This is a genomic window from Okeania sp., assembly GCF_983059655.1.
On sequence record NZ_CEZPJD010000083.1, the window covers coordinates 1 to 16852 of the forward strand.

Annotated in this window: 11 protein-coding genes; 4 read left to right on the forward strand and 7 right to left on the reverse strand. The window is 35.5% G+C overall.

Annotation, left to right across the window (positions count from 1 at the left end; genetic code table 11):
- From AC3DU7_RS07475 to AC3DU7_RS07505, 7 genes are all read right to left on the reverse strand, one after another.
- A partial coding sequence (locus AC3DU7_RS07475; protein WP_488038724.1) for an RNA-guided endonuclease InsQ/TnpB family protein occupies positions 1-376 on the reverse strand: 376 nt, incomplete at its 3' end.
- A gap of 124 nt (positions 377-500) precedes the next feature.
- Complete coding sequence (locus AC3DU7_RS07480; protein ID WP_488038725.1) at positions 501-1724, reverse strand: ligand-binding sensor domain-containing protein; 1224 nt, start codon at positions 1722-1724, stop codon at positions 501-503.
- 23 nt (positions 1725-1747) lie between these two features.
- Positions 1748-6031 (reverse strand): two-component regulator propeller domain-containing protein, encoded by a 4284-nt coding sequence (locus tag AC3DU7_RS07485; RefSeq protein WP_488038726.1) that lies wholly within the window; start codon positions 6029-6031, stop codon positions 1748-1750.
- Positions 6032-6054: 23 nt separating this feature from the next.
- On the reverse strand, positions 6055-8865 hold the full coding sequence (locus AC3DU7_RS07490; protein ID WP_488038727.1) for a hybrid sensor histidine kinase/response regulator: 2811 nt from the start codon (positions 8863-8865) through the stop codon (positions 6055-6057).
- A 206-nt stretch (positions 8866-9071) separates the two neighbouring features.
- Positions 9072-9260, reverse strand: coding sequence for a hypothetical protein (locus AC3DU7_RS07495; protein ID WP_488038728.1), 189 nt, complete (start codon positions 9258-9260; stop codon positions 9072-9074).
- Positions 9244-10038 (reverse strand): cache domain-containing protein, encoded by a 795-nt coding sequence (locus AC3DU7_RS07500; protein ID WP_488038729.1) that lies wholly within the window; start codon positions 10036-10038, stop codon positions 9244-9246. The genes AC3DU7_RS07495 and AC3DU7_RS07500 overlap by 17 nt, the downstream gene beginning before the upstream one ends.
- Positions 10039-10345: 307 nt before the next feature.
- On the reverse strand, positions 10346-10453 hold the full coding sequence (locus AC3DU7_RS07505) for a HEAT repeat domain-containing protein (protein WP_488038734.1): 108 nt from the start codon (positions 10451-10453) through the stop codon (positions 10346-10348).
- 556 nt (positions 10454-11009) lie between these two features.
- On the opposite strand from AC3DU7_RS07505, the gene psb27 reads away from it, so the two are divergent.
- The 4 genes from psb27 to AC3DU7_RS07525 all read left to right on the forward strand — a co-directional run bounded on the left by psb27 (position 11010) and on the right by AC3DU7_RS07525 (position 16429).
- Complete coding sequence (gene psb27, locus AC3DU7_RS07510; RefSeq protein WP_488038730.1) at positions 11010-11408, forward strand: photosystem II protein Psb27; 399 nt, start codon at positions 11010-11012, stop codon at positions 11406-11408.
- An 894-nt stretch (positions 11409-12302) separates the two neighbouring features.
- Complete coding sequence (locus AC3DU7_RS07515; protein ID WP_488038731.1) at positions 12303-13838, forward strand: glycoside hydrolase family protein; 1536 nt, start codon at positions 12303-12305, stop codon at positions 13836-13838.
- Positions 13839-14047: 209 nt separating this feature from the next.
- Positions 14048-15475, forward strand: coding sequence for a Uma2 family endonuclease (locus tag AC3DU7_RS07520; protein WP_488038732.1), 1428 nt, complete (start codon positions 14048-14050; stop codon positions 15473-15475).
- 33 nt (positions 15476-15508) lie between these two features.
- On the forward strand, positions 15509-16429 hold the full coding sequence (locus AC3DU7_RS07525) for a 2-keto-4-pentenoate hydratase (RefSeq protein WP_488038733.1): 921 nt from the start codon (positions 15509-15511) through the stop codon (positions 16427-16429).
- Positions 16430-16852 lie beyond the last annotated feature (423 nt).

Genomic DNA, 16852 nt, shown 5'->3' on the forward strand with positions numbered 1-16852 from the left:
GTAGTTGTATGTAGTTCCCTTGGAAAATTTTGATACTTCCTTCTAAGTAAAAGCTGTCTTTTCTACCTTTTTTCTTAAAGACTGGAAATCCACGTCCCCGAATAGTTAAAAAGTTTTTAAATGCCCTTTCTAAATCTCTTAATGCTTGTTGAGGGGCACATTTAGATACCTCATAGTACCAGGGATTAATTGATTTGACTTCGGCTACTAAACGTTTATGCAGGGTGATAGCGCTTGGGCGTTTTTTAGTTTCTTCGTACTCAGTAATGCAAGTTGCTAATCCCCAGTTATAAGCATGACGAGCTACTCCTGCGTGTTTGGCAAGTATTGTTTTTTGTTGGTTGTTAAGTTTTAGCTTAGTCTTAAAAGATTTCATGATTATTAGAGTTGTTGGCACTAAGCGCGCAGTTTTGCTGTTTCATATATAGTTAATAAATTAGACATAAATCTAGTATACCACAGAGTATTTGTCTAATTGTGTCTCACTTTGTCCAATTATTTTAATACTGTTGATAGCCCCTTTCTGTGGGAATCCACAATTTGCCGATTTTGTCTTTGTAGAGCGGCAGAGTATTATCATGACTGAGACTATAAGGATCGCCTGGGTTATGTTCATAATGGGTAAAGGTTTTTGTTTGAGGGTCGAATCGGTAAAGTCCATTACCCCAAGTTGCAAACCACACAAAACCTGCATCATCCTCAACTGCTGAGACTGTAAAAACTGTGTTGTTATTTAACTTATTGATATCGTCGGCATTGTATTGATATCGAGTAAATTTCTGGGTTTCCCGGTCTAAGGTATTAAGGCCATTTTGAGTACCAACCCATAAATGCCCGCGACTGTCTTCATAAATTCCTCGTACAACATTATCGCTGAGACTATAGATATTATTCGGATCGTGCTGATAATGGGTAAATTTTTCTGTTTCATAGTCAAACTTTTCCAGACCACCATAAGTTGCTATCCAAAGCACACCTTTGCTATCTTCATAGATTTTAAACACATCGTTATTAATTAAACTGTGGGGATTTTTGGAATCATGTTGGTAGCGAGTAAATTTGCCTGTGTCTCGATTCAGTTTGTTAAGTCCACCGCCCAAAGTACCAATCCATAAATTTCCCTGACTGTCTTCATGAATGGCTCGAAGGGCATCACTACTGAGACTGTGAGGATTGTCTGGATCGTGATAATAGTGGGTAAAACTTTCTGTGGAAGGTACATACTGATTAAGTCCAGCATTCCAAGTTGTAATCCAGAGTGTGCCACTACGGTCTATCAATAGGTCTCTGGTGCGATCGCTACTCAAGCTACCAGGATTATTAGGATCGTGCTGAAAAATTTTCATTCCATTGCCATCATAGCGAATGAGTCCACCATTCATCGCAAACCACATAAACCCATCATTATCCTGGACAACATTCCAGACTCTATCTTCCGGAAGTCCATCTTCGCTGGTGATATGTTTGAATTTGGTAAACTTTCCTGCATCTCTTGCTCGGAGTACCTGTGGCATTGGTTTCTTTGCTAAGGTAGCTAAATTTTCTACTGTTTTCTGTTCAGTCTGAAAGGAGTGGTCTTCCCCCAAAGCAACAGTTACCAAAACTTGCCCAAAAAATAGGATGACTAATAATATCCGAATGGGATTTTTCCGAGATAGTTGAGTTCGGCTATTGTTGATGTTTTGCTGATCATATTTATTATTTTTGAGACGATTTTTGTACATGGTTTTTCATCATATATTTATGTTCAATAATCAAATGATTCCAGTAATTGTCTAATAGTCTTAAATTGAAAATCATCCACCAAATTAGTTAATTTTTCCCCTAATATAGATTGTTCAACTGGAATTTGTTCTATTAATTCTAAGCTCAGATCGTCATCTAAAGCTTTCACTGCATCATACAATTCTTCTAACCATTCACTTGGCATTACCTGTAAATCTCCTACTGTTAAACTTGGTAATTCACTGGGAGTTTTATCTAGAGTTTCTTCTGCATAAATATATTCCACTCCTAAATGCTTTTTCATGGTTTCAAAAATCATTGCTTCTCGGAACGGTTTTCTGACAAAATCATCACATCCTGCTGATAAAATAATTGACTTTTCTTCTTCTAATACACTTGCTGTTAAAGCAATTATTGCTGTAGCATTTCCTTTAGTTGTTCCTTTGATTATTTGAGTTGCTTCATAACCATCTATTACAGGCATTCTCATATCCATCCAAATTAAATGAGGTTGCCATTTATCCCATATTTCTATGGCTTGTTTTCCATTCTCTGCTTCTTGTAATTCAAATCCTAATGGTTGTAATAGCTTAATTAATAGTAACCTATTTGTAGGACGGTCATCCACTATTAAGATTTTATAACGGGGTTGATTGGGTTTTAAAGCTATGACATGACGAGAATTTTGTTCTATTTCTATATCTGTTTTCTTGGTAACATTTACTTGAATTTTAAATCTAAAGGTTGTACCTTTCCCTACTTTACTTTTGACTGTAATATCTCCTCCCATTAACTGCACAAATTTACGACTAATGGGTAATCCTAATCCTGTTCCTTCTTGACTATTTTTGCCTGTTTCTGTTTGAGTAAATGCTTCAAATAATTTGGGCATTTCATCTTCAGCTATTCCTGCTCCTGTATCTCTCACTTCAAAAATAATAGTGGCTTTTTCTTGAATTTCTTCCTTTTTCAAGGTCGGATTAAGGAGAGATTCTTTTTGACTGACAACTGTGACACTTACACCTCCTTCAGATGTGAATTTCAGCCCATTATTAATTAAATTAATTAAGACTTGCCGCAGTTTTGTTTCGTCAGTATAGATATATTTAGGTACATCATCTTGATGGTCAAATATTAATGTTAAACCTTTATTCTCAGCAGTAATATGTAATAAGTCTTCCAGTTCGTTTAAGAATGAATAAAAGTCAAAAGTTTTAGCATTGAGGGTCATTTTCCCCGCTTCGATTTTGGATAAGTCTAAAATATTGTTAATTAAGGTTAATAAATAGTTGCCACTTTTATTGATAATAGTTGTATTTTCTTTTTCTTCTTGAGATAAGGTTTGAGAACGCATCATAATTTGAGAAAAGCCCAAAATGGCATTTAAAGGAGTGCGTAATTCGTGGCTCATATTGGCAATGAAACTGCTTTTTGCTTGGTTTGCTACTTCCGCTTTTTCTCGTAAAATAACAGCATTATCTCGTTCGACTTTTAATTCCGTAGTACGTTCTTTTACTTGTGTTTCCAGTTCGCGGTTACGCTTTTCAGTGGCATAGATTCGCCATCTGACTCCACCAACCACAATTCCCACAGATAAAACTCCCATTATTCCTCTAAACCAAAGGGTTTCCCACCAAGGCGGTGTTATTGTGATGCTAATGGATGCACCTTTTTCATTCCACAATCCATCATTATTCGAGGCGATCGCCCGAAACACATAATTGCCAGGGTCTAAGTTGGTGTAGATGACAGAATTTTGGTCGCTGCCCACTTCAGTCCATTCCTCATCAAACCCTTCCATTTTGTACTTGTAACGGTTTTTTTCTGATGCTTGGTAATTTAATGCTGCAAACTTGAAGGAAAAAACCCGATTTCTGTAGGAAAGAGTCAGGTGTTTAGTTTTGATGATGGACTGTTTTAAAACTTGCTCTTCGCCAATCTTGACTGGTTTATTATCCAGTTGGAAATCGGTGATAAATACAGAAGGAATGTTGGGATTATCCTTGATTTGGTCTGGATAGAAAGCTGTGATTCCATTTGCTCCACCAAACCACAATTCACCACTCTGAGTCTTATATTGGGCAGTAGCGGGTAGAAAAGTATTACCTTGCAAGCCATCGCTCACATCATAATTGCGGACGTTTTGTGTATCAAGATTCAATCTCGTCAATCCCTTATTGTGAGCAAGCCACAGACTTCCTTCTTCCCCATTAATGGGGCTATCTTCTTTTAAGATTCCGACTATCCCCCCTAATTTACCGCTATCATAGGTTATGAATTTATCCTGCTGATCGTCATATTTCCCCCAAAATGAACTACCACTAATCCAGAGTTGACCTTGTCGATCCTCATAAATATCAAAGATCATAGCAGCAGAGTCAAGATTATATCCCACTATGTTTGGGTCATTGGCTTGGTGGAAATAATGGCTAAATGTCTCGGTTTCAGAGTCAAATCGATCTAGTCCGATTAATGTACTTATCCAGAGTGCTCCCCTGCTGTCTTGATGAAGATGAAAAACTTGGTTACTGAGCAAACTTTTAGGATCTGCTAGGTTGTGTTTATAGTGGGTAAATTTTTCTGTTTCTGGATCGAAGCGATTTAAACCGCCTCCCCAAGTGGCGATCCAGATAATTCCTGTTTCATCTTTGCACTCGATCTTGTAGATAACATTATTACTGAGACTGTTGGGATTGCTAGAATCATGGACATAACTGGTTAAAGTATTTGTCTGGCGATCGATCTTACTCAATCCTTTCCCGTAACTACCCAGCCAAAGGTTTCCCTTCTGGTCTTCACAAATGGATTTAACAGGAAGGTTTTTTAAGCTGTTCGGATTTTTGGGGTTAAGCTCGTAATCGCTAAATTTTTCTGAATTTTTGTCAAATTTGGTTAATCCATTAGCAGTGCCAATCCAAACGATGCCCGATCGGTCTTCATAAATAGCATTGGCTTGATTCTCCTTTAAACTATTGGCATCACCAGGGATACTACGATAATGGGTAAAGGGTTTTACCGTAGGATCTAGCATACTTACCCCTTTGTGTGTGGGAATCCATAGTCTGCCAATTTCGTCTTTATATATCAGAAAGGTTATGTTATTACTTAGGCTATAGGGATCTCCAGAGTTATGTTTGTAGTGGGTAAAAGTTTCTGTTACAGGATCGAAGCGGTAAACTCCATCATCCCAAGTCGAAAACCACAAAAAACCTTCATTATCTTCAACCACTGAGATTGTCATAGCAGAACTATTTTTAACTCCCAATTTGCTATCGGTAGTCTTATCATCCAGATCGCCCGAATTGTAGTAATAATGAATAAATTGTTCGGTCTCTCGATCAAATTTACTAAAATTACTTTGACTACCTACCCAGAAATTCCCTAGACTGTCTTCATAGATTGTCCGTACAATATTGTTGCTAAGACTCTGGGGATTATCTGGATCGTGCTTGTAATGGGTAAATTGTTGTGTTTCCGGGTTATACCGTTCAAGACCACCGTAAGTTCCCAGCCAAAGGATACCTGAGCGATCTGTATAAATTTCAAGCACATCGTTATTAATCAGACTGTGGGGATCTGCTGGGTCATGTTTGTAACGAGTAAACTTACCTGTGTCTCGATCGAATTTGTTGACTCCACCACGCACTGTGCCGATCCACAAATTTCTCTCACTATCTTCACCTATACTTCGGATGGAATTACTGCTAATACTGTGGGGATCTTCTGAATTGTGGCGATAGCGGGTAAAACTTTCTGTTGTAGGATCGTATTTATTGAGTCCATCAGCCCAGCTTCCAATCCAGAGTGTTCCGGTATGGTCTATAAACAAATTTCTAAGGAGGTTGCTACTTATGCTGTGGGGATCGTCTGGGTCGTTGTAGAAGACTTTAACCCCATTGCCGTCATAGCGAATGAGTCCACCATTCATCGCAAACCACATAAACCCATCCCGATCTTGGACAACACTATAAACTCTATCCCCCGGAAGTCCATCTTCACTGGTAATATGTTTGAATTTGGTAAATTTTCCTGGGTCTCTTGCTCGGAGTACCTCTGGTGTTGGTTTCTTTGCTAAGGTAGCTAAATTTTCTACTGTTTTCTGTTCAGTCTGAAAGGAGTGGTCTTCTCCCAAGGCAACAGGCAACAGGCAACAGGCAACAGGCAATAGGCAATATATAGGAAAAAAGTATTTTTGCAAATATGAGATGCACCTTATCCGAATGGGATTTTTCCGAGATAGTTGAGTTCGGCTATTGTTGATGTTTTGCTGATCATATTTATTATTTTTGAGACGATTTTTGTACATGGTTTTTCATCATATATTTATGTTCAATAATCAAATGATTCCAGTAATTGTCTAATAGTCTTAAATTGAAAATCATCCACCAAATTAGTTAATTTTTCCCCTAATATAGATTGTTCAACCGGAATTTGTTCAATTAATTCTAAAATCCTATCGTCATCTAAAGCTTTTACTGCATCATACAATTCTTCTAACCATTTACTAGGCATTTTTTCCAAATCTTCTACTGTTAAACTTGGTAATTCACTGGGAGTTTGATCTGGACTTTCTTCTGCATAAATATATTCCACTCCTAAATGCTTTTTCATGGTTTCAAAAATCATTGCTTCTCGAAAAGGTTTTCTAACAAAATCATCACATCCTGCTGATAAAATAATTGCTTTTTGTTCTTCTAATACACTTGCTGTTAAGGCAATTATTGCTGTAGCATTTCCTTTAGTTGTTCCTTTGATTCTTTGAGTTGCTTCGTAACCATCCATTACTGGCATTCTCATATCCATCCAAATTAAATTAGGCTGCCATTCATCCCAGATTTCTATGCCTTGTTTCCCATTTTCTGCTTCTTTTAATTTAAATCCTAATGGTTGTAATAATTTGATCAATAATAAACGATTGGTGGGGCGGTCATCTACTATTAATATTTTATAACGAGGTTGATTGGGTTTTAAAGCTATGACATGACGAGGATTTTCTTGAATTTCTATATCTTCTTGATTGACGATATCAACTTGGATTTCAAATCGAAAAGTTGTACCTATTCCCACTTTACTTTTGACTGTAATATCTCCTCCCATTAACTGCACAAATTTACGACTAATGGGTAAGCCTAATCCTGTTCCTTCTTGACTGTTTTTACCTGTTTCTGTTTGAGTAAATGCTTCAAATAATTTAGGCATTTCATCTTCAGCTATTCCTGCTCCTGTATCTCTGACTTCAAAAATAATTGTGGCTTTCTCATTATTTTCCCTCCTTTCTAATGGGGAATTTTTTCCAGGACTTTCCTCCCTTTCTAAGGACGAATTAAGAGGGGATTCTTGTTGAGTCACAACTGTGACACTCACACCTCCTTCTTGGGTAAATTTAATTCCATTATTGATTAAATTAATTAAGACTTGCCGCAGTTTTGTTTCGTCAGTATAGATATATTGAGGTACATCATCCTGGCGGTCAAATATTAATGTTAAGCCTTTATTTTCTGCGGTTATATGTAATAAGTCTTCCAGTTCGTTTAAAAATGAATAAAAGTCAAAAGTTTTAGCATTGAGGGTCATTTTCCCGGCTTCGATTTTAGATAAGTCTAAAATATTATTAATCAACGTTAATAAATAGTTACCACTTTTATTGATAATAGTTGTATTTTCCTTCTCTTCTCTTGATAAAGTTTGAGAACGCATCATAATTTGTGAAAAGCCTAAAATAGCATTTAAAGGAGTCCGTAATTCATGGCTCATATTAGCGATAAAACTGCTTTTTGCTTGGTTTGCTACTTCTGCTTTTTCTTTAGCAATGGATAATTGTTCTGTTCTTTCGACAACTTTTTTTTCTAAAACAATATTTTGTTCTTGAATTAATTTTTGATTAAGTTCAGAATTTTTCAAGGCTTGATTTTGTGCTTTCTCTCTTTCATCTTGAATCAGATTAATTCTATCTGCCAAAGCAACCGAAAATAATAATATCGGTAAAGTTTGAACTAAATCCCAAAAAAAGTTATTTAGAGGAAAATTATAGGATATAAAACCCAAAACAGTAAACGTCAAAAGAATTGACATCAGACTAGGAAGAAACATAGCTAATAGAAAATATTTAGTTGGTTTATATCCTTGTCTCCATCTTATCAAAGCAGTTATTAATATTGTTATACGAATAGGTATGTCGTAAAAAGCTTGGATAAAATTAGTCCATCTTGTTGATATGGTAAGAATTGCTATCAAAATTGGTAAAGATAGAATAAATAAAAATCTATCCATTTTAGGAAGATATTTTTTAGTTCTTAAGAAAGATTGGGTGAATTTTATCAAGAAAAAATGTATTGATAATACTCCTAATGATTGAATTTCAAAATAGCTAGGAAAATTAGGCCAAAATAATTGATGACCTATTCCCTCTCGACACAATTTAAAACATAAATAACCTGTACTAAACAATACAAAATATAGATAACTTTTATCTTTTAAAGAAATAAATAGAAACAAGTTATAACCAATCATTATGAAAATAATTCCATAACCTATTCCTAAAAATAAAACTTGATTTTGATCTTCCTGGAAAAATGTTTCTAAGGAATAAATATTTAAGGAAATAGCTAAACCTGCTTTTGAAGTTAAACGTAGATAAACAGTTTTTTCATTATCTTCAGTAAAAGGCAAACTAAAGATAAAATAACGATGGTTAAATTCTCTAGTGCTAAAAGGTAAAAATCTGCCCGTTTCAATTATCTTAAATCCTTTTTTATCTCCTTGAGAAGAATAAAAATCTACCGTACCTGTACGAGTATCATTTAAACTTAATATCCATTTTTGTGTCAAACTTGCTTGATTTTCGACTCGAAAACGAACCCAAACTGCTGATGTTTTTATACCTAAGTTGGGGACTTTTTGATTACTAGGAGTAAATTCTTGATTTACAACATCTTCAATAGTTAATTCTCTAGTTTTATCTTCAAAGATTTCTAAATGTAATCCTAAAGGATATTTGGTATTTTCATCCGTTAAAATAACAGGATTATTGAGATGTTTTAAGTTCTGATTATCTTGAGCATAAATCCTAGATGCAGAAATCAATAAACAGAAACTAACAATTATCAAAATGAAGAGTCGTTTAATACAAGTTTTATTCATGTTATGTTACCTGATTGATAAGTTTTTGCTACAAATAGCTAATATATTTCTTAGGAGTCAGAAGTTAAGAGGGAAGAAAGAAGAAGCAATAAGCAAAAGGAGAAAGTTTTTTTTATCATGCTATTATCTGGACATGATATTATATGTAATCTAAGATTATCAACTAATACCATTTTTGTACATAATTTTTCATCATATCTTGATGCTCAACACCTAAATAATTCAATTAATTGTCTAATAGTTTTAAATTGAAAATCATTGACCAAATTAGTTGATTTTTCCCCTAATATAGATTGTTCAACCGGAATTTTTTCAATTAATTCTAAAATCCTATCGTCATCTAAAGCTTTTACTGCATCATATAGTTCTTCTAACCATTCACATGGAACTAGCAAGCATCCAGCCATCCCGATCGATGAGAACCATGCGGCATCCCTGGCAAATATTCAGAGATTTGAGAAAATCTTGTAGGAATGTTAAATCCACATTGACCGCAAAAATTCCTTGTAACTCACCTTGCCGATCGAAAAATGGGGCATAACTACTAACTCCTAGAAGGGGAAGTTTCCCTATTTGGAAAGGTTTTGTCCAACCGAAAGTGCGATCGCGGACGGCACCTTGATACCAAGGGCGTTCTTGAACGGGAAATTTGTCAATTGAAAAAACCTCTTCGCCCTGATTGCCTTGCTCATCAACCCAAGTTACAATCAAACGTTCGCTATTTTTGGGATCGTTATAAGCATATTGAATATATGTTCCGTCTGGATATTGCTGAGACCCTTTTATTTTCATGCGGTGAATCACTTGGAAAGTCCCGTCAGGTAAACCTAAGATAACAGAATTCACGGTTTCAAATTGTTTAACGCGTTTCCAGAGAAATAGCTTGATCTCAGCTATATTTTTTAAGTCTAGCTCTTGACTTCGGACTGCTGCAATATTCATTTTGTTAATTTGTATTGCCGTCTGAAGATTCTGTTGAATGTATAAATTCACCCGTGCTGATACTTCACTCATCAAGCTTTCTGAAAGATTCTTTACCGCTTGTTGACCACTGCGATAGGACAAATAGCCGACCAGTCCAACAGTTGCTAACAGTTGTATGATAAATGGTACGATTAATACTGTCCGAATGGGAATTCTATGGAACATTGAACTCAAGTTTCTGTTTGGCATTGTTCGGTTATCATATTTTTTAAAGAAGGCAAAAGGGAAAGAAAGGTTTAAAGGGAGAAGGTTTTTTGATCGCTGATTATCCGGGCATGATATAACTCCTGATTCCTTATGTTTCCCACTATCTAAATTTTCCTCGCCTACGACTAAATTCAAAAGCCCATCAATACCACTGCCGACATATTCTAAATCCTCATGTTGTTGAATCCATTGAATGATTTTGGGGAAGATATAGTGCTACGCGCAAGTCAGAAGTCAGAAGTTAGAAGTAATCCCTGACGCTCGTTTGAGTGTCTATAATTGCCCTAACCTATTTGCGTAATGCTATATTATTAGATTTTTTGCCCAGTTTGCCTAAAGCATTGGCTGCACACCAACGCACATAATAATCCTTATCCTCAAGCAGAGCTAGTAACAGGGCTGTTTCATTCTCACTTTAAGTGTAGAATTATAGAGTAAAAGGATGAAGCACTTTTTCGCTGAAACTCTTTCACAGTCAGAAACTCTCGTCTCAGTCTAAACTTAAATGACTATATCATCACAAATTATCTCAAATTTTAACACTCACCTATAGCCTTTAAACCCTATATCTCACCAGGAAAAGTCATCAGAAGACATAGTAAAGTTGTAGCTCTGCTGGATCATCATTGGCCATAAAAAACTGTATCTGTGCTGCTTGACTGTTGTGAGGAAGAAAAAGTTGGTCTCTAGGGTCGGCCTGGAGATAATGGCCAGATTTGAATATTACAAGCAGCAGTTTCAGAAAGACCCAACTAAAGGGAAAAAATTTACTAACTTATGTTAGGTCTCAGACTGTGGCCTTTATGCTCCGACCATTGTTTCGGGACTTGAAGAAAAATTGTACAGATTTAACCAAACTGGCTTTTGGCTTCGTAGAGTAATATCTCAAGTTGAGCTAGACTATACTATGGAATAATCAATAACAAATTAGCTACCATAGCAAACAAAGTTCTATGAAACGTTTTATTTCTCGTGTACTAGCCTTAGTTTTCGTTTGTGTAATAGGTTTGATGGGATGTTCTAATAATCCCGCAACTTTAAGTGGAAATTATCAACAAGACACATTAGCTTTAATAAATACCTTAAAAACAGCTATTGAGTTACCAGAAAATACAGAAAGTAAGGCGGAAGCTCAAGCAATAGCACGTCAAACAATTAATGACTATGCTTCTCGCTATAGACGTGATAATTCTGTATCGACTTTACCTTCTTTTACCACTATGAGAACTGCTCTTAATTCTTTAGCAGGACATTATAGTTCTTATCCAAATCGTCCTGTGCCTGAAAAATTGAAGAAACGTTTAAATCAAGAATTTAGACAAGTAGAACTTGCTTTAAAACGGGGAGTTTAATAATTCATAATTAATAATTACCTATTCTTGAAAATGGATAGAATGTAAGCATTCAGCCGTCAGCTATCAGCTATTAATTTTGCGGAAGGTAAAAATAATTGATAAATTGAGACAGAATAAAATTTACTGTTAAAGTCCCCTTATTAAACCTCAGAAGTAATGAATAATTACTAATTGCTGATAGCTGACTGCTAATAGCTGAATGCTTACGATAGGATTGACTCAAAGAAAAAAATCCTCCGATCCAATCCTCTTAGTTTATAAGAAGAGGTAATTCTACATTATTGAATATTCTTATGTTTACCTAATTTACTTTCAATATACTTTAATTAGTCCTATAAAGAAGGTAAAAAAAATAATCAACTCCTCAGTTTTTTAGGTGTATAAATTCGGGTAACTATAATCCGATTTTTTTTTGTCAATTTGAAAATTTAAGAGTTAGTATTACTCTAAACTATAGCAGTACATTAGTAAGTATTCAGGATTCAGCATTCAATTTTTGAAAGAATAAATAAATTACTAAGGTTAACTGAAGACATTTTTTTTATAAGTTTTAATTTTCCTTGGAGACTAATTCCTCTTTTGAGCTGATAATGAGCTAAAAACTCATAGCTGATAGCTGATAGCTGACGGCTGAATGCTTACGTACATTCTCTAGTTAGAGCAATAAATTTGAGTCAAAATAGACATTGGTTAAGACATTTTTCAATCCTGTTTGTGGAATGTTTCCGTAGGAAAAAACCTTGCTATTCCCAGAGCAACTATTCCCTAGCACATACTGCTATACAATTTATTTTTCAACTATACTGAAAGACTAGCTATTGACTGAATAAATAATCAACAATTAGGTGTTATTGTGTTTATTTATATGAGGAAATAAATTTAATTATTTTTATGAACAAAACTTATACTTCACAGAAAAAAATTAAAGCAAAAAAAACCTTATATAACAGTATACTAGGTACTTTATTTTGCCTAATAGCAAATCAATTATTTTGGTATCAGCAACCAGCTCAAGCACAAACAGATGCTTATTGTAGGTTGTCACCAGAAGCGATCGCTACAAAAGAAAACTTGCGTCAAGCAGTCTTGGCCGGAAACAAAGAAGCAGAAAAACAATATCAAGATATCTTGATTCAACATGGTAGAGAAGTAAACAACTGTCGCCTGAGAAACTGGCCAAGAACTCAAGGTATATGGTTGCGACTATATCCTTGTGATGCTAGACCAGGAGAAATCGACAGAATACTCGACCATGTAGTTAATAAAGGCTACAATCAAGTTTACATAGAAGCTTTTTATGATGGACAAGTACTTCTTCCCGCAGCAAATAATCCCACAGTTTGGCCGTCTGTACTGCGCGTGCCTGGTTATGAAAATGTCGATCTATTAGCTGAAAGTCTCAAAAAAGCAGGCGATCGCAGTTTGCGAGCTTATGCCTGGGTATTTACCATCAACTTTGGCTACACTTACTCTCAACTACCTAACCGCCAACAAGCTTTAGCTCGCAATGGCAAAGGTCAAACAACCCTTGATGTGATTCCAGACAATACAAGTTTGCACGACCAGTTAGGTGCAAGTCATGCCTTTCATACTTTCATTGATCCTTACAGCCCAGAAGCACGTCAAGATTATGCAGTTATGGTTAATGAGGTACTCAAACGTCAACCTCAAGGTGTTTTATTCGACTACGTTCGTTATTTGCGTGGAGTTGGGCCAGACTCTGTGGCGGATGAAGTAAAAGATTTATGGGTTTATGGTGAAGCTTCTAAGAAAGTTCTATTGCAACGTGCTGAAAATGAAGCAGGAAAGGAATTACTCAGAAGATTTTTAGACAAAGGATATGTTACTTCTGGAGATATTTCTGCGGTTTCTTACAGGCAAACTCCTAAGTGGCAAAATTTCTTTTCTCCTGCTAATACTGCATCTGCTACTAGTAGACTACCAAAAGGAGGTTCGGGACGACAAGTTTGGGAATTGAGTGTTGCCCATGCAGCTCAAGGAATACTTGACTTTCTCAAGGTGGCGACTCAACCAGTGAAACAAAAAGGTCTTTCTACTGGTGCTGTATTTTTTCCTGGTGGTAACAAAAGAGTACGCGAAAATGGGTTTGACTCTCGACTGCAACCTTGGGATCAATTTCCAGCTTCAATGGAATGGCATCCCATGTCTTATGGAACTTGTGGCGATCGCGACCCCAGTTGTATTGTTTCTCAAGTAGAAAGAGTTGTAAGTATGGCACCAAATGGGGTAGCAGTTATTCCGGCGATCGCTGGACTTTGGGGACAACCTTTTACTGGTCGCCCTTCCTTAGAAGTTCAAATGCAAGCTATTAGAAGAGCAACTCCTCAGATTAATTCTATTAGTCATTTTTCTTATGGTTGGCAAAATGTGGAAGAAACCCGTGAACGTAAGTCTTGTCGGTTGTGAAAATAGAATTACAGCGGGAAGCGATGTAATAAGGTACACATATAGCTGGCAAGATGCCAGCACTACAAGGTTTTCACTATTTACCTTGTACATCATTTTCCGATAATCCGTAGGGACGTTGCATCCAACGTCCCGACCTGCTAAATTAAGGGAAAACAATTAATTTTCCTTGATCTCTCCTTGATAACTGATAACTGATAACTGAAAAGATGACTCCAGAAGAATATCTAGCATGGGAAGAAGAGCAACCCGTAAAATATGAATATATCAATGCCAAAGTCTACGGGATGACTAGAGAAACTCTTTCTCATAATGACATTGCTCTCAACTTAGCGTCTGCTTTAAAAAGTCACCTGCAAGGAAAAGGTTGTAGAGTGCAAATTGCAGATACTAAAGTCGCCGTTTCCAGCAATAGTTCCTTTTTCTACCCCGATGTAGTTGTAAGTTGCGATCCACAAGACACAAAATCTAGAAATATTATCTATTATCCCTGTTTAATTGTAGAAGTTTTATCATCAAGTACAGAAAATTTCGACCGCGCTCAAAAATTCCAACATTATCGTCAGATAGAAAGTCTCAAAGAATATGTTCTTATTGACTCAGAAAAGATATGTATTGAATACTATCAAATTAATGAAAAAAATAAATGGGAAATTACTACTTATTCTATTGAGGAAATAGCTGATAGTCAACAGGGTTTTTCTGTTGAATTAGAAAGCATTAATTTTGAAATTACTACTTCTTTATTGTACGAAAATGTAGTTTTATCGGAAAAAATAAATCTTGAAAATGACAGAAGAGAAAATCGGAAACAACAAGATTTTTCTTCTGCTAAAGATATTCAATCTCCTAACAAAGAAACTCCTGAAAAACAAACCAGATTAATCAGACGTTTTTCAGATTGGTGGCAAACAACTGGTTTTGAGAAGTTTATAGAAGATATAGACTATTTTTTAGTAAATTTGGCAATTTTAAATGTTGTTAGTTTGCTTACCAATATTGCTATTATTGTTAGTTTAGTGGGCTGGTTCACGGGGCGTAATGAACGAAAAGAGGACAAACTTTTTTCTACCTGGAGTATTATTAATGATGGTAAAGGCGATCAGTCTGGGGTTGTTAAAACTGCAGTAGAACGATTACACAAAGATGGATTTTCCTTATCTGGTCTAGAACTTAATGAAACTAACCTCAGTGGAGCTAAACTCAGTAAAGCTAACCTCAGTAGAGCTTACCTCAATGAAGCTTACCTCAAAGTAGCTAACTTCAATGAAGCTAACCTCAGTGAAGCTAACCTCAGTGAAGCTATACTCCTTGGAGCTAACATCAGTAAAGCTAATCTCCGTGGAGCTGACCTCAGTGAAGCTACACTCACTGACGCTAATCTCTCTTCAACTAACCTCAGTGAGGCTTACCTTTTGGATGCAAAACTCAGTAATAAACAAATAAAATTAACCTGTAATTGGAAAGAAGCAACTTATGTAAGCAGTACAAGAGAAGAATACATTGTAGATTCTACAAGAGTTGAATACAAATGGATTCCTATAGATAGGCAAGCTAACCAACAGAGAATAAAGGAAATTGAACAAGATAAAGATTCAGATCCTAAAAAGCTTCCTGATTGTTCTAAATGGAAGTAAAGACTAACAAAACTTTATTAAAAACTAAAAATTATGTATATATCTAAATATCTTATTTTACTCTTAATATCTTTACTTTCAGCCTGTACTTTTGAAACATCAAAAATATCATCGAAAACAGAAGCATCAGATAACAATTCCACATCTATAGTTACTCAAAATAGTGATTCTCAGTTATTCAAAAATCTTGTAGAAAATTATCTGACAAAAACTCCTGTTGACACTACAACAACCCTAACTATTCCTCAAGCAAAACAAATTCAAAAGCAATTTATAGCAGAAATTAGTAAAAATTTAGGTGAAATAGTTGGCTACAAAGCAGGATTAACTAATCCAAATGCTCAACAACGTTTTAATGTTTCTCAGCCTTTGCGAGGTGCTTTACTCGAAAAAATGTTGCTTGAAAGTGGTGCTGTAATTCCAGCTAAATTTGGCAGTCGTCCTATAAGCGAAGGTGATTTAATTGTTAGAGTTGGAAGTGCAGAAATTAATAATGCTAAAACTCCTAGAGAAACTTTGAAATATCTTGATGCAGTTATACCATTTATTGAATTAGCAGATTTAGTTTATAGTCAAGATTTAAAGTTAGATGCACCTGCTCTTTTAGCTATTAATGTTGGGGCAAGAGCAGGAATTTTAGGTAATCCTATTCCTTTAGCTGATACTGATGAATGGGAAAGTCGTTTAAAGAATGTAAGTATAGAAATTTTAGATGAAACTGGTAAAGTATTAGTATCAGGAAATAGCAGTTCTTTATTAGGTAATCCGCTGAATGTTGTTCTCTGGATTAAAAATTCTTTACAAGCAGAAGGTAAACAATTAAAAAAAGGGGATCTACTTTCTTTGGGGAGTATTACAAATTTTATTACTGTTAAATCAAATACTACTATCCGCGCTCAATATACAGGTTTAACTCCAAATGAAACTGTAGAAATTTTTGTGAAGTTTGAATAGTATAGCGCTACGCGCAGGCAACAGGCAACGGGCAACAGGCAATAGGTAACCCACCCCTAACCCCTCCCAGGAGGGGAATAAATTGCCTTTTGCACAGCATCTCCGTTGGAATAATATAAGACTTTTAGCTATTGGACAGTTCCTGTAATTTGTAAAGTTATATGCAACGTCCCTACTGCCTCTTTTGCGGAGATATCTAGTATTGAAGTAATTATAAAATTATAAACAGATATTATATAACCGGACTCTATATACAATTAACCGGATTTGATATAAGAATAAGTAAGTAACGTAATATTTTTCCTTATTTCTTCTTCCTTCTTCTTTCTTCTTTCTTTCTTCTTTCTTCTTTCTTTCTTCCTTCTTCTTTCTTCTTTCTTCCTTCTTCTTTCTTCCTTCTTCCTTCTTCCTTCTTTCCTCTTC

What these genes read in the sequence shown, in the direction of transcription:
- AC3DU7_RS07480 (WP_488038725.1), bottom strand. Translation starts at nt 1,724, where the DNA reads ATGTACAAAAATCGTCTCAAAAATAATAAATATGATCAGCAAAACATC.
- AC3DU7_RS07485 (WP_488038726.1), bottom strand. Translation starts at nt 6,031, where the DNA reads ATGTACAAAAATCGTCTCAAAAATAATAAATATGATCAGCAAAACATC.
- AC3DU7_RS07490 (WP_488038727.1), bottom strand. Translation starts at nt 8,865, where the DNA reads ATGAATAAAACTTGTATTAAACGACTCTTCATTTTGATAATTGTTAGT.
- AC3DU7_RS07500 (WP_488038729.1), bottom strand. Translation starts at nt 10,038, where the DNA reads ATGCCAAACAGAAACTTGAGTTCAATGTTCCATAGAATTCCCATTCGG.
- psb27 (WP_488038730.1), top strand. Translation starts at nt 11,010, where the DNA reads ATGAAACGTTTTATTTCTCGTGTACTAGCCTTAGTTTTCGTTTGTGTA.
- AC3DU7_RS07515 (WP_488038731.1), top strand. Translation starts at nt 12,303, where the DNA reads ATGAACAAAACTTATACTTCACAGAAAAAAATTAAAGCAAAAAAAACC.
- AC3DU7_RS07520 (WP_488038732.1), top strand. Translation starts at nt 14,048, where the DNA reads ATGACTCCAGAAGAATATCTAGCATGGGAAGAAGAGCAACCCGTAAAA.
- AC3DU7_RS07525 (WP_488038733.1), top strand. Translation starts at nt 15,509, where the DNA reads ATGTATATATCTAAATATCTTATTTTACTCTTAATATCTTTACTTTCA.